The organism is Pantoea sp. JZ2, from assembly GCF_035191405.1.
GTDB classification, from domain to species: domain Bacteria; phylum Pseudomonadota; class Gammaproteobacteria; order Enterobacterales; family Enterobacteriaceae; genus Pantoea; species Pantoea stewartii.
In genome coordinates, this window is the sequence record NZ_CP045247.1 from 3,115,978 (window position 1) to 3,137,763 (window position 21,786).

Annotated in this window: 23 protein-coding genes and 3 tRNA genes; 8 read left to right on the forward strand and 18 right to left on the reverse strand. The window is 54.1% G+C overall.

The window, feature by feature from the left end; translation table 11 throughout:
• The first annotated feature begins 23 nt into the window (after positions 1 to 23).
• Together GC087_RS15000 and GC087_RS15005 are read left to right on the forward strand one after the other, a co-directional pair.
• Positions 24 to 374 carry a DUF3147 family protein gene (locus tag GC087_RS15000; RefSeq protein ID WP_324028651.1) on the forward strand — a complete coding sequence of 117 codons (351 nt, stop codon included), beginning with the start codon at positions 24 to 26 and terminating at the stop codon, positions 372 to 374.
• Positions 375 to 539: 165 nt separating this feature from the next.
• Positions 540 to 941: a MysB family protein gene (locus GC087_RS15005; protein ID WP_033737574.1), complete on the forward strand. Its 402-nt coding sequence runs from the start codon at positions 540 to 542 to the stop codon at positions 939 to 941.
• Here GC087_RS15005 and GC087_RS15010 read toward each other — a convergent pair.
• From GC087_RS15010 to GC087_RS15020, 3 genes are all read right to left on the reverse strand, one after another.
• Positions 932 to 1,156: a YceK/YidQ family lipoprotein gene (locus GC087_RS15010; RefSeq protein WP_044241856.1), complete on the reverse strand. Its 225-nt coding sequence runs from the start codon at positions 1,154 to 1,156 to the stop codon at positions 932 to 934. The genes GC087_RS15005 and GC087_RS15010 overlap by 10 nt on opposite strands.
• 158 nt (positions 1,157 to 1,314) lie before the next feature.
• Positions 1,315 to 3,867 (reverse strand): glucans biosynthesis glucosyltransferase MdoH, encoded by a 2,553-nt coding sequence (gene mdoH, locus GC087_RS15015; RefSeq protein WP_033737576.1) that lies wholly within the window; start codon positions 3,865 to 3,867, stop codon positions 1,315 to 1,317.
• Positions 3,860 to 5,398 carry a glucan biosynthesis protein G gene (locus tag GC087_RS15020; protein ID WP_324030644.1) on the reverse strand — a complete coding sequence of 513 codons (1,539 nt, stop codon included), beginning with the start codon at positions 5,396 to 5,398 and terminating at the stop codon, positions 3,860 to 3,862. Before GC087_RS15020 ends, mdoH begins: the two co-directional genes overlap by 8 nt.
• 280 nt (positions 5,399 to 5,678) lie before the next feature.
• Here GC087_RS15020 and mdoC point away from each other — a divergent pair, with 280 nt between their 5' ends.
• Positions 5,679 to 6,803 (forward strand): glucans biosynthesis protein MdoC, encoded by a 1,125-nt coding sequence (gene mdoC, locus GC087_RS15025; RefSeq protein ID WP_033737578.1) that lies wholly within the window; start codon positions 5,679 to 5,681, stop codon positions 6,801 to 6,803.
• 32 nt (positions 6,804 to 6,835) lie between these two features.
• Here mdoC and GC087_RS15030 read toward each other — a convergent pair whose 3' ends face one another.
• A complete protein-coding gene (locus GC087_RS15030) occupies positions 6,836 to 8,296 on the reverse strand; it encodes a phospholipase D family protein (protein WP_324028652.1) in 1,461 nt (486 codons plus the stop codon).
• Between the two features lie 156 nt (positions 8,297 to 8,452).
• Here GC087_RS15030 and GC087_RS15035 point away from each other — a divergent pair, with 156 nt between their 5' ends.
• Positions 8,453 to 9,613 carry a glycoside hydrolase family 1 protein gene (locus GC087_RS15035; protein WP_033737580.1) on the forward strand — a complete coding sequence of 387 codons (1,161 nt, stop codon included), beginning with the start codon at positions 8,453 to 8,455 and terminating at the stop codon, positions 9,611 to 9,613.
• Here the strand turns inward: GC087_RS15035 and GC087_RS15040 are convergent.
• The 6 genes from GC087_RS15040 to GC087_RS15065 form a co-directional block, all read right to left on the reverse strand.
• The gene (locus tag GC087_RS15040; protein ID WP_006118789.1) at positions 9,604 to 9,777 is read right to left on the reverse strand and encodes a hypothetical protein; all 174 of its coding nucleotides are present in this window, start codon (positions 9,775 to 9,777) and stop codon (positions 9,604 to 9,606) included. The two genes, GC087_RS15035 and GC087_RS15040, sit on opposite strands and share 10 nt — an antisense overlap.
• A 32-nt stretch (positions 9,778 to 9,809) precedes the next feature.
• A complete protein-coding gene (locus tag GC087_RS15045) occupies positions 9,810 to 9,953 on the reverse strand; it encodes a hypothetical protein (RefSeq protein ID WP_006118788.1) in 144 nt (47 codons plus the stop codon).
• 115 nt (positions 9,954 to 10,068) lie between these two features.
• Positions 10,069 to 11,487: an efflux transporter outer membrane subunit gene (locus GC087_RS15050; RefSeq protein WP_324028653.1), complete on the reverse strand. Its 1,419-nt coding sequence runs from the start codon at positions 11,485 to 11,487 to the stop codon at positions 10,069 to 10,071.
• Positions 11,484 to 12,578, reverse strand: coding sequence for an HlyD family secretion protein (locus GC087_RS15055; RefSeq protein WP_033737581.1), 1,095 nt, complete (start codon positions 12,576 to 12,578; stop codon positions 11,484 to 11,486). The genes GC087_RS15050 and GC087_RS15055 overlap by 4 nt, the downstream gene beginning before the upstream one ends.
• Before the next feature lie 2 nt (positions 12,579 to 12,580).
• Positions 12,581 to 14,260, reverse strand: a complete 1,680-nt coding sequence (locus GC087_RS15060) for an MFS transporter (protein WP_324028654.1) — start codon at positions 14,258 to 14,260, stop codon at positions 12,581 to 12,583.
• 2 nt (positions 14,261 to 14,262) lie between these two features.
• Positions 14,263 to 14,691 (reverse strand): MarR family winged helix-turn-helix transcriptional regulator, encoded by a 429-nt coding sequence (locus tag GC087_RS15065; RefSeq protein WP_033737583.1) that lies wholly within the window; start codon positions 14,689 to 14,691, stop codon positions 14,263 to 14,265.
• A gap of 162 nt (positions 14,692 to 14,853) precedes the next feature.
• On the opposite strand from GC087_RS15065, the gene GC087_RS15070 reads away from it, so the two are divergent.
• From GC087_RS15070 to GC087_RS15085, 4 genes are all read left to right on the forward strand, one after another.
• Positions 14,854 to 15,699, forward strand: coding sequence for an AraC family transcriptional regulator (locus tag GC087_RS15070; RefSeq protein ID WP_324028655.1), 846 nt, complete (start codon positions 14,854 to 14,856; stop codon positions 15,697 to 15,699).
• 36 nt (positions 15,700 to 15,735) lie between these two features.
• Positions 15,736 to 16,143 carry a PTH2-like family protein gene (locus GC087_RS15075; RefSeq protein WP_033737585.1) on the forward strand — a complete coding sequence of 136 codons (408 nt, stop codon included), beginning with the start codon at positions 15,736 to 15,738 and terminating at the stop codon, positions 16,141 to 16,143.
• A gap of 372 nt (positions 16,144 to 16,515) precedes the next feature.
• Positions 16,516 to 16,776, forward strand: coding sequence for a biofilm/acid-resistance regulator YmgB/AriR (locus GC087_RS15080; protein WP_058708512.1), 261 nt, complete (start codon positions 16,516 to 16,518; stop codon positions 16,774 to 16,776).
• A 133-nt stretch (positions 16,777 to 16,909) separates the two neighbouring features.
• On the forward strand, positions 16,910 to 18,415 hold the full coding sequence (locus GC087_RS15085; RefSeq protein WP_324028656.1) for a SulP family inorganic anion transporter: 1,506 nt from the start codon (positions 16,910 to 16,912) through the stop codon (positions 18,413 to 18,415).
• Between the two features lie 35 nt (positions 18,416 to 18,450).
• Here the strand turns inward: GC087_RS15085 and GC087_RS15090 are convergent, their stop codons facing one another.
• The 8 genes from GC087_RS15090 to pgsA all read right to left on the reverse strand — a co-directional run bounded on the left by GC087_RS15090 (position 18,451) and on the right by pgsA (position 21,739).
• Positions 18,451 to 18,648, reverse strand: a complete 198-nt coding sequence (locus GC087_RS15090; RefSeq protein WP_006118780.1) for a DUF6404 family protein — start codon at positions 18,646 to 18,648, stop codon at positions 18,451 to 18,453.
• A gap of 141 nt (positions 18,649 to 18,789) precedes the next feature.
• The gene (locus GC087_RS15095) at positions 18,790 to 19,062 is read right to left on the reverse strand and encodes a hypothetical protein (RefSeq protein WP_324028657.1); all 273 of its coding nucleotides are present in this window, start codon (positions 19,060 to 19,062) and stop codon (positions 18,790 to 18,792) included.
• 119 nt (positions 19,063 to 19,181) lie between these two features.
• The gene (locus tag GC087_RS15100; protein WP_237166121.1) at positions 19,182 to 19,421 is read right to left on the reverse strand and encodes a YrhK family protein; all 240 of its coding nucleotides are present in this window, start codon (positions 19,419 to 19,421) and stop codon (positions 19,182 to 19,184) included.
• Positions 19,422 to 20,051: 630 nt separating this feature from the next.
• The gene (locus GC087_RS15105) at positions 20,052 to 20,369 is read right to left on the reverse strand and encodes a hypothetical protein (protein ID WP_324028658.1); all 318 of its coding nucleotides are present in this window, start codon (positions 20,367 to 20,369) and stop codon (positions 20,052 to 20,054) included.
• Positions 20,370 to 20,713: 344 nt separating this feature from the next.
• Positions 20,714 to 20,800: transfer RNA gene (locus GC087_RS15110), tRNA-Leu, on the reverse strand.
• 10 nt (positions 20,801 to 20,810) lie between these two features.
• Positions 20,811 to 20,884 (reverse strand) — tRNA-Cys (locus GC087_RS15115).
• 40 nt (positions 20,885 to 20,924) lie between these two features.
• A tRNA-Gly gene (locus GC087_RS15120) sits at positions 20,925 to 21,000 on the reverse strand.
• 190 nt (positions 21,001 to 21,190) lie between these two features.
• Positions 21,191 to 21,739 (reverse strand): CDP-diacylglycerol--glycerol-3-phosphate 3-phosphatidyltransferase, encoded by a 549-nt coding sequence (gene pgsA, locus GC087_RS15125; RefSeq protein ID WP_006118776.1) that lies wholly within the window; start codon positions 21,737 to 21,739, stop codon positions 21,191 to 21,193.
• Positions 21,740 to 21,786: the final 47 nt, after the last annotated feature.

Consider the following 21,786-nt stretch of genomic DNA (forward strand, 5'->3'; position numbering starts at 1 on the left):
TTGCGGTTGAACAGGAGAAAACGATGCTCTGGCTGCTTTCAAAATATGCAATAATGGCCCTGATGGTGGTGGTGATCTCGGAAGCGGCAAAACGCAGCGATCGTCTTGGCGGCCTGCTTGCGGCGCTGCCACTGGTCACGATTCTGGTGCTTGTCTGGATGAAACTGGAAGGACAAACGCAGGCCAAAATTGCCGCCCACGCCTGGTACACCTTCTGGTATGTGGTGCCGACCTTGCCCATGTTTATCCTGTTTCCTTTTTTGTATCAGCGTACAGGCTTCTGGCTTACCCTGGGACTGAGCTGCGTCCTGACGCTTATCGTATTCGTTCTCTGGGCCGTTCTGCTGAAACGCTGGGGCATCGAACTGCTGTGATGGCCTTCTCTGCGAGACAGCCAGCAGGATGTACCGCCTGATTTCATCACATCATTTTGCCTGCCGAACCGTCAGACATATTCGCCCTCTGACGTACTGACTTTCTCTCCTGCGATTTTGGTCTATCCTTCACTGAAATCACGTTAATCAGGCAAGGAGAGAAGCATGAGTATGTTCACTACACTGGAAGAAGCGATTGACGCTGCGCGTGAAGAGTTTCTCGCCAACCATCCAGACCTTGAGCAAGATGATGCAGCTATCAATCAGTTCGGTCTGCAAAAATATGTTATGCAGGATGGCGATATCATGTGGCAGGCAGAGTTCTTCGAAGACGAAGGGGATTCAGGCGAATGTTTACCGATTCGCAGTGGTGAAGCCGCTCAGGCAATTTTTGACGGTGACTTCGATGAAATTGAGTTGCGTCAGGAGTGGTTAGCGGAAAACACGCTGCATGAATGGGACGATGGCGAATTTCAGCTTGAGCCCCCACTGGACAGTGAAGAAGGTAAGGCTGCCGCCGAAGAGTGGGAAGACGATAACAGCGATTCCGATCGCGGTTACGTGTAAGGTCCATGGCTGGCGTCGACCGGAATAAGCAACGTATCGACGATCAGTGATAACGGCAGGTCGAGAATGGTGATAATCCGCCATGCCCCCTCTCTGACGTCCCACTTTACGCCGGGATAAAACTGGTTACCGTGTCCCTGTCCGGGCACGGTACGGCTGATAATACTGCCACAGCCGCTCAGCGTAACGATAGCGAGGGACAGCAGCGTTAACATAACGAGTTTATTCACAATAGCGACTCAGGTTAGACAGCCGTCATTTTAATCACGACTCAGGTGGCGTTACCATCCTGTTTACGTAAAACTGCAAAATAATGTTGCTGTCTGTGTCGGGCCAGGGGCAAAAAAAAGCGGCATCTCTGCCGCTTTTTTCATTATGCCTGATGCGGAAGCGCGTCAGGATTGAGCGAAAGTTTTTGATAACTCTCTACCCACTGATGGTATTTCTCGCCACTTTCCCACAAACGGGTGTGAACGCGCGCCAGTACCACCGGATCGCTGATCAGCTGCAAACGTTGTTCACGACCCAGCTTCTCGGGCGCATCGCTCAGTGCCTGATCAACCCGCCGATCGCGCGCATGATCTAACAACTGGCTGTGCTTGTGCCGTGAGGTCGCCAGCGCTGTCGCCAGTGCGTTAAACGCCGGGTTAAACAACGCGTGCATAAAGCCGTTTTTCAGGACGCGCTGGCGGTTCAGCTCGACGTAACGGTCAGTATCGATCAGCTCTTTTGGCGGATCATACTCTTCCGGAATCAGGAACAGCTTCGCCTTCTTGGTCTTCAGGCCCAGCCCCGAACGGCTCGACATCACTGAGACAAACGGTGACAGAATCAGTGAGAAGACAATAGGCGCCAGCCACCACAGGAAGTTGAGATCCAGCCAGCCCATTCCGGCTGCCCATACGATACCCAATGCCATCTGCGAGCCATGACGTTTAAAGGCCTCGCTCCAGGGCGTTGCATCATCATCACGCTGCGGTGAGTTCCAGACGACTTCCCAGCCCAGGAACGCGCTGACCACAAATACGGTGTGGAACAGCATGCGCACCGGTGCCAGCAGAACCGAGAACAGCATTTCCAGCAGCAGCGACACAAACAGACGCAGTGCGCCACCGTAAGGTTTCGCGCCTTTACACCAGATCAGCACCACACTCAGCAGCTTCGGCAGGAACAGCAGCACCAGCGTGGTGGAGAACAGCGCAATCGCCAGTTCAGGACGCCATTGCGGCCAGACCGGGAACAGCTGTCGAGGCTGCAGGAAGTAGGTCGGTTCCATCAGCGTGTGGACCACCTGTAGGGCGGTGGACAGCGCCAGGAACATAAACCACAGCGGGGCTGAAAGGTATGACATCACGCCCGTCAGGAAGACCGCACGGTGGACCGGATGCATCCCTTTAACGAGGAACAGCCGGAAGTTCATCAGGTTACCATGACACCAGCGGCGATCGCGTTTAAGCTCATCCAGCAGATTCGGTGGCAATTCCTCGTACGAGCCAGGCAGATCATAGGCAATCCATACGCCCCAACCCGCACGGCGCATCAGTGCCGCTTCCACAAAGTCGTGAGACAAAATGGATCCCGCAAAAGACCCTTCACCGGGCAGCGGTGCCAGCGCACAGTGCTCAATAAACGGCTTCACACGGATGATGGCGTTATGGCCCCAGTAATGCGATTCCCCTAACTGCCAGAAATGCAGACCCGCGGTAAACAACGGCCCATAAACACGCGTCGCAAACTGCTGGCAGCGCGCATACAGCGTGTCCATTCCGGACGCTTTTGGTGACGACTGAATGATCCCGGCATTCGGGTTCGCTTCCATCATGCGCACCAGACCGGTCAGACATTCCCCGCTCATGACGCTGTCCGCATCCAGTACGACCATGTAGCTATAGTTGCTGCCCCAGCGACGACAGAAGTCATCAATGTTGCCGCTCTTACGCTTCACACGACGACGGCGACGGCGGTAGAAGATCTTTCCTGCCCCACCGACATCACGCACCAGCTCCATCCAGGCCTTTTGCTCAGCAATAGCAATATCGGCATCGTAGCTGTCACTCAGGATATAGACATCGAAGTGCTCAGCGTTGCCTGTACGCACAACGGATTCCCAGGTGGCGCGCAAGCCTGCGAACACACGGCCCACATCTTCATTACAGATGGGCATGATCAGCGCGGTACGGTGCTCTGGATTCAGCGCCTCATCCCCGACTGTCGAGTAAGAGATGCTGTATTTATCCCGACCGATCAGCAGTTGTAAAAAGCCCATCAGTGCTGTCCAGAAGCCCGCCGACACCCAGCAGAACAGAATCGCAAACAGGAACAAAATTCCCGTCTGCAACACATAAGGCAGAATCTGCATGACAGACTGCTGCCAGTTCTGGTTGATCATGTCCATCGGATCCAGCAGCGTCCAGCCCTGGTAAGGCAGAATGGTCTTCATGTACCACGTGGCCACCACGGTTTGAAACACCGTAAGAATCAGGAGGATATAGCGGCGAACAGAACCGACATGGCGCCATTTTTCTTCTGCGCGCTGCTCTTCCGCCGTGGCATAACGCGGAACCGCCTTATGACCCCGTAATGAGTCCCAGGCACGTGCCAGCGGGTTAGTGCGCCAGGCTTCCGGAAACATCAGTGAACGCTTCACCTTTGGCATCGCTTTCAGGGTGGTACGTTCCAGATAGTCTTTGCCTAGCTGTGCACCACCCGCGAGGGAATCAGGCCAGGCCATTTCAACACGTGATGAAACGGACTTCAGCGGTGCATCGTCAGGACGATCGCTGGCGGCCACATCCTGACCCAGCGATTCGTGCAGTTGATGAAACGTCTGGGCATTCTGTAAAGACGCCGCCAGACGCGCTTTTCCTGCCGCATCCAGCGGCAGGGCTTCTACATAGCGTTGAGGTGTAAAAGTCAGATTATTCATTGGCAGGTAACTGATAGCTCCAGGTTTCCGTCAATGTTTTGTCACCGCTTACCAGCGCGGCACGCATTTCAGTCGCCTGCTTGTTATCTTTAACCCGGATACGCAGAACCAGGCGCCAGCCTTTGGTAACCGGATTGTAGCGAACGCTCTGTTCCACCACTTCCCCGTTTTTACCTACGCTGACCTGAGGCGCAACCTGGCTGTCGGCCGGCATTTCACTCATGTCTTTCCCTACGAAATCGATGGTGAAGGCCACGGTGCCATCCGGCTGACGAACCAGGTTTGACTGCTTCACGTCGCCCGCCGAGCGCAGCGTATCTTTGACCCAGGCAACATCATCTGAATGCAGCTTGTTTTCATTACGGCCAAAGTGCAGACGGTAGTCAAAGTCCATGGCTTTGCCGGGTTCCGGCAGATTTTCCGGTGTCCAGAACGCCACGATGTTATCGTTGGTTTCGTCAGCGGTAGGGATTTCCACCAGCTCAACATGGCCTTTGCCCCACTCGCCTAATGGCTCAACCCAGCCGCTTGGGCGCAGATCGTAACGATCGTCCAGATCCTGATAATTATTGAAATCACGTCCGCGCTGCAGCAGCCCGAAGCCTTTCGGATTTTCAATCGTGTAGGTACTGACCGCCAGATGGCGCGGGTTGTTGAGTGGACGCCAGATCCATTCACCATTGCCGCTGTGGATTGACAAACCGTCCGAATCATGCAGTTCAGGGCGGAAATTCGAGACCGTCGATGGCTGATTGCGGCCAAACAGGAACATGCTGGTTAACGGCGCGATGCCCAGTTTACCGACCTTGTCACGCAAATAGACCTGCTTCTTAACATCGACGGTAGTCTCCTGGCCTGGGTGAATCGTGAAACGGTAGGCACCGGTGGCACGTGGAGAATCCAGCAGCGCATAAATCACTAACTGCTTGTCCTGGGGTTTTGGACGTTCAATCCAGAACTCTTTGAAACGCGGGAACTCTTCACCTGACGGCAGCGCGGTATCGATCGCCAGACCACGGGCAGACAGACCATAAACCTGGCCTGCACCAATCACACGAAAATAACTGGCCCCCAGGAAGCTGGCGATTTCGTCATCTTTCTTATTCTTGCTGTTCAACGGATACAGGACTTTAAAACCGGCAAAGCCAAGGTTTTTAACCGCATCAGCATCGTGCTTCACGTTGCCAAAGTTGAAATAGTCAGGATTGTATTTGATCTCACGTACGGTATTGGCTGTGATTTCATTGATCTTCACCGGCAAATCAAAGTACATGCCCTGATGGTAAAACTCGAGCTTAAACGGCGTACGCAGTTTGCCCCAATACGCTTTATCGTGGTTGAACTGAATCTGCTGATAATCAGCAAATTTCATGTCACGAAACTGAGAGGGTAAATTACTTTTTGGCGCTTCAAAGCTTTTTCCAGACAACTCTTTCGCTTGTTTCGCGACATCATCAAAGTTAAACGCCCAACTGTTGTTGGCATACAAAGCCAGCAGGACCGCTGCGCCAATCCAGCGCATTTTCGTCAGCCCCACATTATTTTTTACATTAGTCAGCACATCCCCCCCTTTCGTGTGCTTAATACAAACCCGCTTATCTTAATGGATAATTCGGCTTTCTGACAGCATATGCACAACAATGTTCCCGATAATCATCTACTCGCGAGGTGATTTTAGGACAATTAAACGTTACGGGCTCAACTGAGATTCAACTGATAGTATACTCTGTTATCTCCAGCTAGAATTTCCCTCCAACATAAAACGGTTTCAGGGCGAAACCGCCTAAAACGTACTAACGAACTGGAACTTTATGAGTACAAAAAAACCTGAGCGTGAATATTTTCTCGACTCCATTCGGGCCTGTTTGATGTTGTTAGGCGTGCCGTTTCACGTCTCCCTGATCTATTCGTCTCAGTCATGGGCCGTCAACAGCCACGATGCCTCACTGTGGCTCACTACCCTCAATGATTTTATTCATTCGTTTCGTATGCAGGTGTTCTTTGTTATCTCGGGCTACTTCTCTTATATGCTCTATCTGCGCTATCAGCCTCAGCGCTTTCTGAAAGTCCGCTTAGAGCGCGTCGGGATTCCGATGCTCACCGCGGTTCCGCTGATCACGCTGCCGCAGTTCTTTATGCTGAAAGCCTGGACACCGAAGCTGTCGAACTGGAACAATTTATCGCTGTATGACAAGTACAATACGCTGATGTGGGAGTTGATCTCGCACCTGTGGTTTTTGCTGGTGCTGGTGCTGCTTACCACACTGGGCATGCTCACCTTCCGCTGGCTACGCGATCAACAGCGCAATATTGACTACCAACGTGTCGGCTGGACAAAGCTGGCTCTGGGGCTGTTATTGTGGGCCGTGCTCTGGGGAGCAGTACGGCGGGCGATTTTTTATGCCCACCCTTCCCTGTTGGGCGATGCGCTGTTTAACTTTGCCGTTATGCAGTGTCTGTTCTTCCTGCCGTTTTTTATGCTGGGTGCCCTCAGCTGGAAACATCAGGCGCTGAAAACGCTGTTTGTCCGGGCAAACCCGCTGCTGTACGTCGGGGCCGTCGTGATGCTGGTCGCCTACATTGCAAACCAACGGCTGAACAGTGGCGAAGGCTGGCTGTATGAAACCGACGCGCTGATCAGCAGCATGATGGGGCTTTGCATGCTGAACGTTTGTTACAGCCTGGGTCATAAATGGCTGAATTCTCACTCTCCTCAGATCATGTACCTGGTTAATGCCTCCCTGTTCATTTACCTGGTGCATCACCCTTTGACCCTGCTGTACGGAATTTTTATGACGCCGCATCTGCACAACAACACGTTTGGCTTTTTTCTGGGCCTCTTAATGGTGTTTGGTGCCTCCTTTATTTTGTATGAGTTGCACCTGCGCATTCCTCTGCTGCGCTTTCTGTTCTCCGGTAAACCGCAAAAGCGTTAAGGTAAAGGCGACCGTCCGGGTCGCCTTTTTTATTACAGTAGCCACTCAATAGGCAGCCGCCAGACCAGCCGGACCTGCAGACGTTGCCACCAGCTACAGCCGGGCTCATGCTTATGCACAACCTGCTGCGCTTCGCCTGGATATTCCAGCCAGTTTACCCGGCCCCACTTATCCAGTTGCAATGTCCAGGCTCTGTCACGCATGGATTCACTAAAGCGCCGGTGGGTTTCCGTGGCCAGGGTTTCACTTTCGATCACCAGTCCCATCTCCGTGTTTAACACGGCGGAACGCGGATCAAAGTTAAACGAGCCAATAAAAAGAATGGCTTCGTCTACCGAGAAGGTTTTCGCATGCAGGCTTGAGCCAGAATTCCCGGTTAACCCGCGATCGTGCGGCGCATCGTTTACGCCCGCCTGCGGCTTTAACTCATACAGCGCGATGCCATGACGCAGGAGCTTTTTGCGCCACTTGGCATAACCGGCATGCACAACAGAAACGTCGTTCGCTGCCAGAGAGTTCGTCAGAATCGCAATTTTCACGCCTTTACGCTTTAGCGACAATAACTGCGCCACGCCCGCGCGGGTGGGAACAAAGTAGGCGGAAATGATATCAAACTGACGCTGGGGTGAACCGATAACCTCCAGCATGCGCTGGGGCAGAAGCGATTTGCGACGGGCTTTACCCAGCCCCTTGCGCGGATCGTCACTCAACAGCCGGGCTTTTGCCCAGACAAACGGTAAGCTGTCCTGCGTCAGTTGCTGAATCAGTGGCGAATGGCTCAGTCGCTTCAGATAGTGCTGAACGCCCTCGTTCTCACGCCATTGGGGAGGCAGAACGACCTCAGGATGTGCCGTCACGTCCTGTTCCAGCACATCGTCCAAAGGGGAAACCGGTTTACTGTGCCAGTAGCGTTCAAAATCCTCCGCCACTTCCTTGACCACGGTTCCAATTGCCAGCACGTCGAGATCGGCAAACAGCGGTTCGTTACCTGTCCCAAAGTATTCATCGCCAATGTTGCGCCCACCCACCACCGTGGTGATGCCATCGGCGGTAAAGCTTTTATTGTGCATACGACGATTGAGGCGTGCAAAATCAGTGAGGTAACCCAAGGCGCGCAACGTGCGAAAGGAAAAGGGGTTGAACAGTCTGACGGTAATATTTGGATGATGATTAAGCTGCGCCAGCGTATCGTCCAGCCCTGGCGTATTGTTATCATCGAGCAGGAGCCGGACTTTCACGCCGCGATTGGCTGCATCCAGCATGGCGCTGAACAGGAGCCGACCAGACATGTCGTTTTGCCAGATATAGTATTGAATATCCAGCGTCTTTGTCGCTTTTTCCATCAGCAGGTAACGGGCAGCAAAGGCATCCAGCCCGTCACTCAGCGGATGAATACCGCTTAGCCCCGGATGACGCAGCCCGGGCGGAACAAGCCGTTGCTCAAGCCAACTCTGGCTCGGTGCAGGCTGGGGAAGATTAAACGCTTCGGTCATGGAGAGTCCCTGAATCTTACGGTCATTTATTATTATTCCTTCGCGCGGCACGGGATGCCAGTCGCGGTTGCTCAGCAGCAAGACTGAAGGCAATGTTTTTTAGTCTAGACTTACTCCAACGATCTGTGACCGACATTTGTCCGGCAGGAGAGGAATATGCGCAACCAGCCTATCACTGACGATCACGTACACCATCAACCCCGTCTGTTTCAAAGCTTTTTTCAGGGCAGTTTTCCCTGCTCTACCGCCTGCCGCACGCCAGGTAAACGCCTGGATATGGTGATCAGCAGTGGCCACGATATGTTGTTCAGAAAAGACTATGCCGCGCTGGTCGATTTGCATCTGTTGACCGCACGTGACGGTGCGCGCTGGCATCTGATTGAGAAAACGCCAGGCCAGTACGACTGGCGTAGCTTTTTACCCATGGTCGATGCGGCGCGGGATCAACAGTTGCAGGTCATCTGGGAGCTGGCCCATTTTGGCTATCCGGACCATCTCACTATCTGGAAAGCCAGCTTTGTCGATCATTTTGAACGTTATGCCCGTGCGATGGCGACATTGCTGCGCGATCGGGGAATCGAACAGCCCTTTTTTACCCCGATTAACCAAATATCGTTCTGGTCCTGGGCAGGTGCGGAGGTGGCCTGGTTTAATCCTCACGTCAGTCAGCGCGGAAAAGAGTTAAAACGGCAACTGGTCCGTGCCTCTCTGGCGGCGATACAGGCGATTCGCGACGTGATTCCCGCGGCGCGATTTGTCCTTACCGATCCGCTGGTACAGATTGCCCATCATCCTGATAACCCCGACAGTAAACCCGGGGCCGATGCCCAACATCAGGCTCAGTTTGAGGCCTGGGATATGCTGGCCGGTCGCCTTGATAAGGAACTGGGCGGGCGCGAAGAGTATCTGGATATTCTGGGTCTGAATTATTACCCCGATAACCACTGGTATTTTCCCGATCAGCCCATGGACAGAGACGATCCCGTACGGGCCCCACTCCACCTCTTACTGGCCCAGTACTGGCAACGCTATCAGCGCCCCATGTTAATCGCTGAGACGGGCGCAGAAGGCGAGGCACGGGCCCCCTGGCTGCAGGAAGTCAGTGAAAATGTTATGGTCGCGCTGGATCAGGGTATCGCGATGGAAGGGATTTCTCTGTACCCGGTGGTTGAGTATCCGGCCTGGGCCGATGACAGACGGTCGCCAGGCTCACTGTTAGGGCTGGCCGATCCGAACGGCAACCGAACGGTACACGAGAATCTGGCACTGGTACTACGAAGCCAGCAGATTAAATTCAGTCAGCGCGTTCAGCGTTGACCGGTGGGCGGTTTAGGATAGCAGGTTTGTGCATCGACATGGTCGACGGGCGTGGTAAGACGGCTGTCGTTAAACCATGTCATCAGAAACAGAAAGGTGACACCAATCAGGCAAGCCGTCAGCAGCCCAATAATCGCAATCAGTTTATCATCGCGCGATTCCATCCCTCACTCCTTTCAGGTCCGGTTGATAAACACTAGCTCATCCAAAGCGTGACGATCAGAACGAAAATTATAAGCGTTACCGACGTCACTGCAAGCACCACAATCGCGAAGTGCGCATCGGCAAGCGGCTGAGCCACGGGTTCCTCATGCTCTTCTGGTGGGTGGGGTAAGAACATGCTCTTCCTGGTCAAAACGGCATAATGGGGCGATAGTGCGCGACAGTGTAAAACAGCCCCGTCGCGTTAGCCGTGATTTTACAAAACAGACCGCTGGCAAACTGATGGGCGACGATTACGGCCCCCTGGCGTCAGCCTGATGCCGTGCCCCACTCTGGTTTTCGCCCGACCAGCCCCCGCCGAGTGCACTGTATAACGCGATTTGGGCCTGCAACAGATTATTCTTTACCGTTACCAGATTTAGCTGCGTGGCAAACAGGGTGCGTTGCGCATCCAGTTCGTCCAGATAAGAAGCATAGCCATTTTGATAGCGATTCGTTGCAATACGCAGTGCCTCGGCGACAAACTGCTCTTGCTTCTGGAGCGCTTCACGCTGTGCTTCGCCCTGGCGAATGGCATCCAGCGCGTTATTGACTTCGGAGAACGCGTTTCTTACCACTTTCTCATAGGTGTAAAGTGCCTGATTGCGAGAAGCCATAGCGACATCGACCTGGGCAGTCAATGCTTCACGGTTCAGCAACGGTGCCAGAATACTGCCTCCTACGCTCCAGAGGCGGAACGGATCGTCCACCAGCTGATGCAAAACGGAACGCTGTAATGTGCCCGACGCTGTCAGATTAATTCCCGGCAGTAACTTCGCCTTTGACGCAGCCAGGCTGGCATCGGCGGCCAGCAGCTGGCGCTGCGCCTGGACGATATCCGGGCGACGATTCAGTAAGGCTGACGGCAAAATGCCCGGTATCGTCTGTGGCATCAGGACAGTAAAGTCGCGGTGACGGGCTACCTCCCGAGGGTTCATGCCGACTAAAATACTGAGCGCGTTTTCCTGCTGAGCAATCTGATGCTGTAACTGCGGCACCTGGGCTTGCGCGGACTGATACTCCGATGAGGCCTGCATCCACTCCAGCCGGGACGTATAACCTGTTTCAAACTGACGCTGCGCCAGTCGGAGCGAGTTACGCCGTATGGCCACCGTCGCTTCGGTCACGCGCAGTTGTTCATCCAGCGCGCAGAGCGTCATATAACCCGATGCAACGGAACTGGCGATGGTCAGTTCTGCGGCCGACGCGGCCGCCTGCTGCGCCTCCAGCGTGGCACGGGTGGCATCAATCGTATCGGCCTGTGCGCCCCACAAATCGACATTGTAACTGGCCTGAAGCTGCCCCTGAAAAACGGAGGTTTCATAAGGCTGCCCGGTCACAGCCGACAGGGCACGTTGACGCGTTGCCGCAACCCCGCCACTGAGCGTAGGAAAGTTATCGCCCTCAGCGCCACGCAGTTGCGCACGATATTGATCCACCCGCGAACGGGCTATCAAAATATCGGGATTATGCTGTAATGCCTGCTCCACCAGTCGGTTCAGATCCCGATCGCCAAACGCCTGCCACCAGGCCGCCTCTGGCGGCGCGGAAGGCCCAACCTGTTCGCGCCATTGTGACGGAATGGGTAACGAGGCCGGGGCTTTCTCAATCTGGGTGCTGCACCCTGCTAACAGGGCGGCCAGCATGCCTGCCACTAACCGAGCGCCCTTCATGGTGCGGTCTCACTGACTGGTGAGGCCGCCGTATCAATACTGACCTCGACTGACATGCCGGGCCGTAACTGTTGCTGCACCTCCGGCGCGACGTCAATGCGTACGGGAATACGCTGGGCGATTTTCACAAAGTTACCGGTCGCGTTATCCGGTGAGATAGCGCTGAATTCTGAGCCTGCCGCTGGCGAGATATCGGCAACGCGACCGTCGAAACGTTTACCATCCAGCGCATCGACACGAATCGTCACCGGCAACCCCACGCGGATATGCGCAAGCTGGGTTTCTTTATAGTTTGCGATGATCCACTTATGTGCAGGCACCACGGAGGTCAGGCGCGTCCCGGCCGTCACATAGGCGCCTTTACGCACCGATAACTGCCCTAACTGACCCGCATCGGGTGATATGATACGGGTGTTTGCCAGGTCGATTTCAGCCAGCTCCAGCGCCGCCTGCGCACTGGCAACGTCCGCCTCCAGCGACGCCCGGTTTACGATCACCGTTTGCAGATTTTGCTGAGCGACCGCAACCTGGGCTTCCGCCTGATGAAGCTGAGCCAGCCCCTGCGCGTTCGCTGCGCGTGCGGCATCCCGCTCACGCACGGAGAGCGAACCATCCGCGGCCAGATTCTCTACCCGCTTCAGATCCAGGCCACTTTTCACCGCCTGCGCTCTGGCGTTTTCCAGAGCGGCTTTGTTGCTCTGGATCGTGGCCTGCGCGCTGAGACGCTGCTGTTGGTTGTTGCTCAGAGCGGCCTGCTTCATGGCCAGTTGTGCCTGCGCCTGATGCACTCGCTGGCGATAAATACGATCGTCAATCGTCATCAGCACCTGACCTTTTTTGACCGGCTGCAAATCGGCCACGTTCACAGCAGTCAGATATCCGCTCACCTGCGGGCTGATAAAGGTGACCTGGCCGCGTACATAGGCGTTTTCCGTGCTCTGGACCGGACTGGTAAAAGGCCATAGCTGCCAGGCATACAGAATAACCAGCACACCAATGACCGCAATGCCGCTCCCCAGGGCGATGGAGAGAATACGACGACGATTGGCCCGATCGCGTTCTGCTGCCTGAAGTTCATCCTGCTGACTCATACTTACTCCGTTCGTTCTTGTGCGGCGGCGAGCTGACGCTGCTCTGCCAGATGAAATTTGGCCTGTCGCCAGTCAAGGTAGCGTCGACGTGTTAAACGCCACAACACCCACATCAGCGTAACCAGCGCCAGGGTTGCGGTCAGCAGATAGGTGTCGTTGTAGGCCAGGACGTTCGCCTGCAAGGTGGCGACGGACTGAAGCTGGCTGGTGCTTTGGGCACTCAATAACGCGCTATCGCCAATCTGGCTGCTAAAGAGCCCACCATATTGTGTAAGCCGGTCGCTGACGTTGGGATTCAGTAACGATAATTGATCGCCGAGCAGGCTGGAGTGGTATTTTTCACGCCAGACCTGAAAGGTCCCCAGAATCGCGGATCCGATTAAACCGCCCAGGTTTTGGCTCATGCCGAACAGGACCACGAAACTGACCAGATTTTTAGGCTGCGTGACGACGCTGCCAATCCCCATCAGCATGGCCGGCGCCATGAAAAAGGCACTGCCGAACCCCAGCAGAAACTGACTCAGGTACATATTGTTCGCGCGTGTGACCGGGCTGGATTGCGCATCCATCAGTGAGGCGATAATCATGACGACCAGCGATGCAACGATCGGCCAGTTAAGATGGGTAGGCTTGATAGTCAGCGCGCTGGCGGCAATGCCCGCCACCACACCGGCCATGATGACAAGCGCCAGGCCGTGCATTTGATCATTCTGTAATCCAATCTGCTGCAGGAAGCCAACTGCCCCCGTATTCTGCTCTGCCAGTACAATGCGAATCATGATCATCACAATGCCTAAACGCACGATCATTCCACTGCTGAGCCAGCGCGTGTTAATGAGTGGATTGCGGCGATTGTGCTCAATCACAAAGGCACTGACGATCAGCACCAGCGCCAGGGCTGAACAGATCCCCAGCCAGGGCGTACTGAACCACCACTCAATACGGCCCAGCGACAGCACGCCACACAGCAACGCCATGCCCGGAGCCAGCAGGATAAACGTCAGGAAATCCATCTTTTCAAAAGCTTTAATACGATCGCCCGGCGGCAGCTTAACCACCAGCACCGCTCCTAATGCAATCAGCGCTAACCCCAGCTCAAACAGATACAGCCCTCGCCACTCGTCCAGTTGTAGCAACTCACTGGAGAACAGGCGCGCCAGCGGAATAGCGAGCTGTGAGGCGGTGAGACCAATGACCAGCGCTTTTAAGCGATGCCTGGCAGGCCAGGCCTGAACCTGGTAATAAATGCCCAGCGAGCTTAGTGCCGCACCGACCATGCCATGGGCCGTGCGCACGATAATCGCTGAACTCAGATCGTTGGCAAACAGATGGAAAAAGGCGACCAGGACGTACAGCACCAAAAACGCTTCGGTAAATACGCGTAAACCAAACTGCTGGCGAAATTTTACCAACAGCAGGTTGATGGAGATGTTCCCCATCACATACACCGCGGGCAGCCAGGCAATTTCGTTGGAATAAGCCGCGAAGGTGCCTTGCAGATTGGTCAGATTAGCCGTAACCAGCGCATTACTTAACGCGCCGGTCAGCGAGATCAGCAACCCTATCAGCCCAAAGGCAACACGCTTGGGTGGGGAATGGATTGGCGTCGAAGGCGAGCCCGGCAGCATGGGTTTTTCATGAGGCAACCATTCACGCGCAGCGTAGGGATTGCGCCGGGCCATACTTACATACTTCCCATTCGGGTCAGCAGCGTCTGTAAAACGCGCTCTACCAGGGCGATTTCCTGAGGATCAATATCCGCCAGCAGTTGCGTGCGCAGCGCATCGGCCTGCGTCTTTACTTTTGCGAACGCTTCATTGCCCTTCTCGGTCAGCACCAGATGACGCTTGCGCCGATCTTCGGCGGGCTGGACCCGGGATAACAGGTCCTGTTTCACCAGGCGATCCACCAACGGCACCATACTCGCATCTTCCAGGCCCATTAACTGCGCCAGTTCGGTTTGCGTGAGGCGTTGAGGTTCACTGGCGATAAGCCCTATCGCCATCCAGCTACTGGTGCTCAGACCGCTGTCTTTAAGATGGCGGTCAACGGCCAGGCGCCAGGCATGGGCGGTCAGGTGCAGCAGGTGGGTAAAGGTACGGTTAGATGACATTTATAAGTAGTTGCCTAATGATTAGAGTTCTAATTAATTGATTAAGTTATTATACGCAAAGCAAAATGCGAAAGAAAAGCATCTGTACTGTTAAATACTGGATAACAACGTCAAAATGTCCAGTCATGATCCTGCTGTCAACACCTCGGGGAGGACAAAAGCGTGAACACCTCCACCCATAACTGGGTCGATCTGCGCCGCGACGCGCGTAGCGGCATCGAAGCGATACGGGCACATTTTACCGGACATGCTTACGATCCTCACTGGCATGACAGTTACTTAATTGGCGTGACGGAGCAAGGCGTGCAGCAGTTCCACTCCCGTCAGAAACGCCATCGGAGCCGACCGGGCACGGTCTTTATGTTGGAACCTGAAGAGCTTCACGATGGCGATGCCATTGATGCACAGGGCTTTACCTACCGCATGCTCTATCTGTCACCTCATCATCTGCACCAGCGGTTTGCACCTGGCTGTCTGGACAGTGCGCCCGGCAGTGAACTGCGTTTTGCCACCACGCTTCAGGATGAGAAATGGCTCTCCTGGGCGGTCTGGCACGCCTTCGACGCGCTCTGGCACAATCACCCGCAGTTAATCAAAGATGCGGCGCTGGAGCGGCTATTCCGCCATCTTCGTCACTTGCCTGTCTGGCGCAATACGCGGCCGGATGTGGCACCGACACTGGCCCATCAGGCACGAGACTGGCTTATTGCTTACCACGTCGATAACCCCGGCATTGCCCAGATGGCACAGGCGCTGAACGTGGATCGTTTTCGGCTTTCCCGCCTGTTCCAGCAGCAGTGGGGCCTGCCGCCCCACGCCTGGTTGGTACAGTGGCGGCTCAGTCAGGCACGCCGACGGCTGGCTATGGGCCATTTACCCGCTGAGGTGGCTGCCGATCTTGGCTTTGCAGACCAGAGTCATCTGGGGCGCTGGTTTAAACGCGCCTGCCAGCTGACGCCTGCACGTTACCAGCAACTGTGCACAAATCTTCCAGACGCTGATCACTAGCCTTGCCACAATGGCATTTTGTGTCAGGAGAAGATAATGAGCGACTTACGATGTGTCATGATTTTGAACAGTGCGTTACCGGCCGGCAAAGCCACCAATGCTGCCGCCGTTATCGCTCTGACGCTGGGACAACGTCATCCCAGTCTGGTCGGTGAAGATCTGGAAGATGCGACAACGCAGCGCTATCCGGGACTCATCCCCGTTGGCATTCCTGTCCTGGGGGCCGATAGTGCGCAACTCAGCACCGTGTGGCGTCAGAGTGAACAGACAGACTGTGACATTGTGGTCTTTCCCGAGCAGGGTCAGTCAACCACCGACTACCAGGCCTTCAGTGACACGATGAAGACGCTGCCCGCCCCGGAATGGCGCCTGCTTGGGATGGCGATAGTGGGCGACAAAAAAGCGGTTCGCAAACTCACTGCAAAACTCAACCTGTTTAGTTAACCCTCCCGGGAAAGCACGCTGCTTTCCCGTCGGCCTGGCCCGCTTGTACACATTTCCTGTACAGGAAAGCGACAAACAAAATTCTTAACATCCTAATTGTTAAGGATTAGCATTTTATGCTTAATAATCTACTTGTACAAATAAACTTTAATTGTATAACTTTACATACAACGAGTTGTGATCACGACTCTGTAACGAATGATGCATCTGCGTCGCCTCTGAAGGTGTAATGGATTTCCACCCTCAGAGGTTTCTTTTTTGATTTTGATGACCTGCTTGTTGAGTTTGGCGCCATTGTATTTTTATGCGATGGCTTTTAGGTCTGTTTGTCGCGCACCCTACCGGGTAGCCGACTTTTTCAAAGGCTGACACATGCAAAACACACTGCCCCAAACGGATAAAGAGATCGCGGATTACTTCACCGCTGCGGCGAATAAACCCGACAGCGATATGGAGATTCTTGGTCTCGTTGTCGCGGAAATCTTACAGTCAGGTATGGCCGTCAATAATAAAGCCATTATTTCGAAACTGATTCATCGCCTCGAGCTGGAGCGCGACGAAGTCTCACTGGACGTTTATCGTCATCTGCTTGAGATGGTGGTGTATAAAACGCCAGACGACCTGACGGTATAATCCTTTCTCCATGGATGGAGTCATTTCGCTTTTTCTGGCTTCTTCTCTGAGCTGTCGGTAACATTCGCCCTTCACCAAATCCTGTCTTCCTTGCCTTTCGCGCAAGCTTAAAATAAAAGAGCCTGTTTACACTATGAATCAACAACATGATGTCGCCACAACAGCCGTTGTGGAAAACGATGTCAGTGTCGGCCGCGTCTTACGCTCGCCTGCACTGCTGACGCGAGAATGCCTGGCCGGCGTGATCACGGCGCTGGCGCTTATTCCGGAAGTGATCTCGTTTTCGGTTATCGCCGGTGTCGATCCGAAGGTCAGCCTGGTGGCCTCTGTCGTACTCTGCCTGACGCTGTCTTTGCTTGGCGGCCGCCCTGCCATGGTAACCGCCGCAGCGGGTTCGGTTGCGCTGGTGATTGGGCCTATGGTCCATGTGCATGGCGTGGCCTATATTCTTCCTGCCGTTGTGATGGCCGGGATCATTCAGATTCTGTTCGGCGTGACAGGTATGTCACGTGCGATGCGTTATATTCCCCGTTCGGTCATGATCGGCTTTGTGAATGCGCTTGGCGTTTTAATTTTCTTTGCTCAGGTCCCGCATGTCTGGGGGCAATCGCCGCTGGTGTGGGCACTCTTCGCCGTGACGCTGGCCATCGTGCTGCTCCTGCCCCGCGTGCTGAAAAGTGTGCCCTCTCCCTTAGTGGCCATCGTGGTCGTGACCGCCGTGGCGCTGGCGATGGGCTATCGCGTCCCGACGGTGGGTGATGAAGGCCCCATGAGCGCAGGTCTGCCAGACTTTACGGCACTGACCGTTCCGCTCAACTGGCAGACCTTATCCATCGTCTGGCCCACCGCGCTGAGCGTGGCGTTTGTAGGACTAATGGAATCGCTGCTGACCGCCAAGCTGGTGGATGACCTTACAGATACACCGTCCAGCAAACGTCGCGAATCCTGGGGGCTGGGTATAGGTAATATTTTGGCCGGTTTTTATGGCGGTATCGCCGGATGCGCCATGATTGGACAGACCATTGTCAACGTGGAACTGGGTAAAGCACGCAGCCGGGTTTCAACGGTTGCCGCCGCCCTCGTGCTGTTACTGCTGGTGACGGGCCTGAGCCACATCATGGCGCAGATCCCGATGGTGGTGCTGGCCGGCATCATGATGATTGTCGCCGTCAAGACGGTCAACTGGCACAGTTTGCAGCCCGCGACGCTGAAACGGATGCCCTGGTCAGAAACGCTGGTCATGCTGTTAACGGTAGGTATTACCGTATTAACCAGTAATCTGGCGCTGGGGGTGCTGGCGGGGGTAGTGGTGGCAATGATGTTGTTTGCCCGGCGCGTCGCGCATGTGATTCATGCGGAAAGAACGTTGAGTGAGGACGGACAGTCTGTGCGCTACGATGTTCGCGGACCGCTGTTTTTTGCCAGCAGTAACGATTTGTTTGAGCACTTCGATTACGCACATGACCCTAAATCTGTCACCATTGATTTAACGCACGCACAGATATGGGATGCCTCCACCGTCGCTGCACTGGATGGTATCGAATACCGTTATCAGCGTCATGGTGCCAGCGTCACCATTGAAGGTCTGGATATGCGCAGCAGCGATTTTCATCGCCGCCTGAGCGGTAATCTGAGGTGAGACACTGGCCTGCTGCGGCACGCAGCAGGCCCCTCTTACGCCTGCTGTCGCCGTGCCCGATAGCGCGCGACCATCGTAATTAATGCCTGGTATAACAGGCCAGCATAAAGACTCATCAAAACAGCCAGGCCAATTTCTTTGCCCTGCGCCTGCCATGACATAAACCACATGAAGACGCCCCATAACACTGAAAAAATCAGCCAGCCGCGGACGAATTTCAAAATGCCATTCATAAACGCCACTCCTCTTTTGTGATGCGCTACTTTAGCTGGCGTTGAAACAAAAAACCGGATTAAACGCGCGAGATGAGAAGTATCTCAAAAAACGGATAGAGGGCGGAATCGCTTCGCTTTTCTGCTTTACCCCCGTTATGTTTAGTAACAGCTAACTACAATTAGCTTACTGTTAATTTCACAAGGGAAATAGCATGAATCGTCGTCTGACTTTTTTCGCTGCTGTTGTCGCTGCCTCAACATTGACCGCGTGCGCACCGCCACCACCGGGCCCCGGCTGTGCGCCACCCCCACCGCCACACGATCATCGCCCGCCTCCGCCTCCGCCACCACCACCGGGTCAGGCACTGCCCCCACCACCGGCAGGCACCGTTGCACCACCGCCGCCTGCAACCGGGCAGCAACCGCCACCACCGCCCGCCCGCACCTGGTGATCTCCTGAAATCGCCTCACCTTTCATTTAGCCTGCCTGAGTCGTTCATATATCAGGCAGGCTGAATGCGTTTATCTGTCCGTGATACAGGGGTAAAGGACTACTGAGGTTTTTGTGGATGTTGATCGATGCGCTTTACGTGTACCAGTTCTGCCAGGGTGATTGCCGGGCGAAGTAATAACTGAAGGCTCCCCACGACAAATAACCATGTTCCACCTGTCATCAGCGAGTCGAAGAAAAACAGGATGCTGCCCGTCAGGAACCATACTGCGATAAAGAGATCGTTGAGCGCGCCAAGAGCGCGGTAACGTCGAGCGATGATGATATGATCTGAACCCACAGTGATTTCTGCTTTGTTTCCCGGCACGGCTTGCCCTTCTCTGAATAATGAAATGACTGCAGACAAGATTAGTACACAGAGAAGAAAGGTAACCTGCTGGCCTCAGCCTGTCCGCCACAGTAACCCCGCCGCGCGGGAAAAAAGTCGTATCCGAGCGTAAGAACATATCGTTTAACGCCTGCCAAAACATCTCCACGCCATTTTTATGTTGATTGTCAGGGAACACACTGCCATTGCTCAAACGACGGATAAGCGCTTAACGGCACCATTAAGTCTTAGGGACACCTGCTCTGAATCTGACTCTGCCGCTTCTGCCAGCACGATTAATCTTGCAAAAGAATAGCGACACGCTGTAAAAGTCAGTCACGGGATAAGAACAGAGCACGTTGCCCGCCTTTCGCACCGAAGGCTGTCGGCAATATGAAGGTTTATTTTTTACGGCGGCTAAAGCCTGGCGCGGGATTGCCGATAGTAAGGAAGTAATTGTTAGAACCTTACATTAATAGCCAATTTTGCTATGCCCACATCCGAGTGGGCTTTTTTATGCCTGCAACATACACATCGTGCCTTTTACTGATCAAAAGTTATTCACCTGTATCTAAAAACCCCATTCACAGTATGCTTGCCGGGTCAGCGCATGCTGACAACTGGATTTTCCCTTGTAACGATTTCTGCCTGTGTAACGCAGGCTTTTTTAATGAACGGATTGAGCCATTTAAAATCCGCAGCCTTCTCAATCTGCCCACTTTTCCTCGCGTTTATTTTGGCCCTGAATGTATTGATCAAAGGTAATCCATTCCGTTTTGATTGAGAAACGGCAATGATGCGTGACAGGACTGCCCGTAGCAAAAGGCGAAAATACCAGGCAATGCCGTCTGTCACCGTCATGTCTGTCAAAACGGGGATAGAGAGCATAGTCAAAACTGTTACTGGTTTTGATACTGTCACCCACATTCAGGACGAGCGTTTTCGGTAATCGATATCATGCTGCCTGTACCCGTAAAGCCTCTCTTTCTGAGTCTACCGGGCTTGTTTCCACTCATCGTGCAGACGTCATCTTGATGCCTTTGCTGGATTGCTGGATTGCTGGATTGCCAGACGTGGCATGTTATAAAAAACAGCGTCAGGTCAGCACAGGAGGAGACAAACGGCAAAGGGAGAAAGGGGTTTAACAGGAGCCTGAGACCAGAATCAGAAATGACATAGCAGGAAGGGCTTATAAAAACAAAAAACCGCCCAAAGAGGCGGCTTAAACGACATTGCTACGACTTGATTTTATTGGTGTTTCAATATGGTGCCCGGGGCGGGACTTGAACCCGCACGACCTTACGATCGAGGGATTTTAAATCCCTTGTGTCTACCGATTTCACCACCCGGGCGAGGTATAACTGGAGGCGCGTCCCGGAGTCGAACCGAGGTACACGGATTTGCAATCCGCTGCATAGCCACTCTGCCAACGCGCCTAAAACCGATTTGCCGCCAGGATTGCCTGGCCTGCGAATTTGGAGCGGGAAACGAGACTCGAACTCGCGACCCCGACCTTGGCAAGGTCGTGCTCTACCAACTGAGCTATTCCCGCATAATCCTACTGTTCAGATAACTCGCTGCTGAAGGGTCAGACTTTACTACGTTTTATCGAACTTACTGATTTTTCTTAGCTTCTGCAGCTGTGCTGCCGTTCGATGCGATGCATTCTACTGAGATGACGCGGTGAGTCAATAAAATTATCCCCACATTGCGTCCGTTTGCTGCTTTTTGAATCGCATCGATCACGGTTCGAGCAAATCGCCTCTGGCAGCGCTTAAATACTGGAACATGGACCAGAACGTCAGCACCGCGGCAATGTACAGCGCGACCACGCCAACACCGACCACCATACTGTCCGGACGCCACAGCAGAGCAAAAAGCGAAAACATCTGCGCGGTGGTTTTCACTTTACCGATCCAGGAAACCGCAACGCTGCTCCGTTTACCTATCTCTGCCATCCACTCGCGCAGGGCTGAAATAATAATTTCACGGGCGATCATCGTGGCAGCGGGCAGCGTGATCCACCAGGCATGGAAATATTCCGCAACCAGTACCAAAGCAATGGCCACCATCACCTTATCCGCCACCGGATCGAGAAACGCACCAAAGCGGGTTGTCTGCTTCCAGCGGCGAGCCAGGAAGCCATCGAACCAGTCGGTCACGGCGGCAACAACGAAAATCAACGCGGTAACAAAGGGCGCCCAGTGAAAAGGCAGATAGAAAGCCAGCACAAAGAACGGAATAAGAACGACGCGAAACAGGGTAAGACAGGTCGGAATGTTAAATTGCATATGCTGGTAACTGTCTGGATTGGGTGGTGTTTAACGTATGTTCCTAC

What these genes read in the sequence shown, in the direction of transcription:
- GC087_RS15000 (WP_324028651.1), top strand. Translation starts at nt 24, where the DNA reads ATGCTCTGGCTGCTTTCAAAATATGCAATAATGGCCCTGATGGTGGTG.
- GC087_RS15005 (WP_033737574.1), top strand. Translation starts at nt 540, where the DNA reads ATGAGTATGTTCACTACACTGGAAGAAGCGATTGACGCTGCGCGTGAA.
- GC087_RS15010 (WP_044241856.1), bottom strand. Translation starts at nt 1,156, where the DNA reads ATGTTAACGCTGCTGTCCCTCGCTATCGTTACGCTGAGCGGCTGTGGC.
- mdoH (WP_033737576.1), bottom strand. Translation starts at nt 3,867, where the DNA reads ATGAATAATCTGACTTTTACACCTCAACGCTATGTAGAAGCCCTGCCG.
- mdoC (WP_033737578.1), top strand. Translation starts at nt 5,679, where the DNA reads ATGAGTACAAAAAAACCTGAGCGTGAATATTTTCTCGACTCCATTCGG.
- GC087_RS15030 (WP_324028652.1), bottom strand. Translation starts at nt 8,296, where the DNA reads ATGACCGAAGCGTTTAATCTTCCCCAGCCTGCACCGAGCCAGAGTTGG.
- GC087_RS15035 (WP_033737580.1), top strand. Translation starts at nt 8,453, where the DNA reads ATGCGCAACCAGCCTATCACTGACGATCACGTACACCATCAACCCCGT.
- GC087_RS15040 (WP_006118789.1), bottom strand. Translation starts at nt 9,777, where the DNA reads ATGGAATCGCGCGATGATAAACTGATTGCGATTATTGGGCTGCTGACG.
- GC087_RS15045 (WP_006118788.1), bottom strand. Translation starts at nt 9,953, where the DNA reads ATGTTCTTACCCCACCCACCAGAAGAGCATGAGGAACCCGTGGCTCAG.
- GC087_RS15050 (WP_324028653.1), bottom strand. Translation starts at nt 11,487, where the DNA reads ATGAAGGGCGCTCGGTTAGTGGCAGGCATGCTGGCCGCCCTGTTAGCA.
- GC087_RS15055 (WP_033737581.1), bottom strand. Translation starts at nt 12,578, where the DNA reads ATGAGTCAGCAGGATGAACTTCAGGCAGCAGAACGCGATCGGGCCAAT.
- GC087_RS15060 (WP_324028654.1), bottom strand. Translation starts at nt 14,260, where the DNA reads ATGGCCCGGCGCAATCCCTACGCTGCGCGTGAATGGTTGCCTCATGAA.
- GC087_RS15065 (WP_033737583.1), bottom strand. Translation starts at nt 14,691, where the DNA reads ATGTCATCTAACCGTACCTTTACCCACCTGCTGCACCTGACCGCCCAT.
- GC087_RS15075 (WP_033737585.1), top strand. Translation starts at nt 15,736, where the DNA reads ATGAGCGACTTACGATGTGTCATGATTTTGAACAGTGCGTTACCGGCC.
- GC087_RS15080 (WP_058708512.1), top strand. Translation starts at nt 16,516, where the DNA reads ATGCAAAACACACTGCCCCAAACGGATAAAGAGATCGCGGATTACTTC.
- GC087_RS15085 (WP_324028656.1), top strand. Translation starts at nt 16,910, where the DNA reads ATGAATCAACAACATGATGTCGCCACAACAGCCGTTGTGGAAAACGAT.
- GC087_RS15090 (WP_006118780.1), bottom strand. Translation starts at nt 18,648, where the DNA reads ATGAATGGCATTTTGAAATTCGTCCGCGGCTGGCTGATTTTTTCAGTG.
- pgsA (WP_006118776.1), bottom strand. Translation starts at nt 21,739, where the DNA reads ATGCAATTTAACATTCCGACCTGTCTTACCCTGTTTCGCGTCGTTCTT.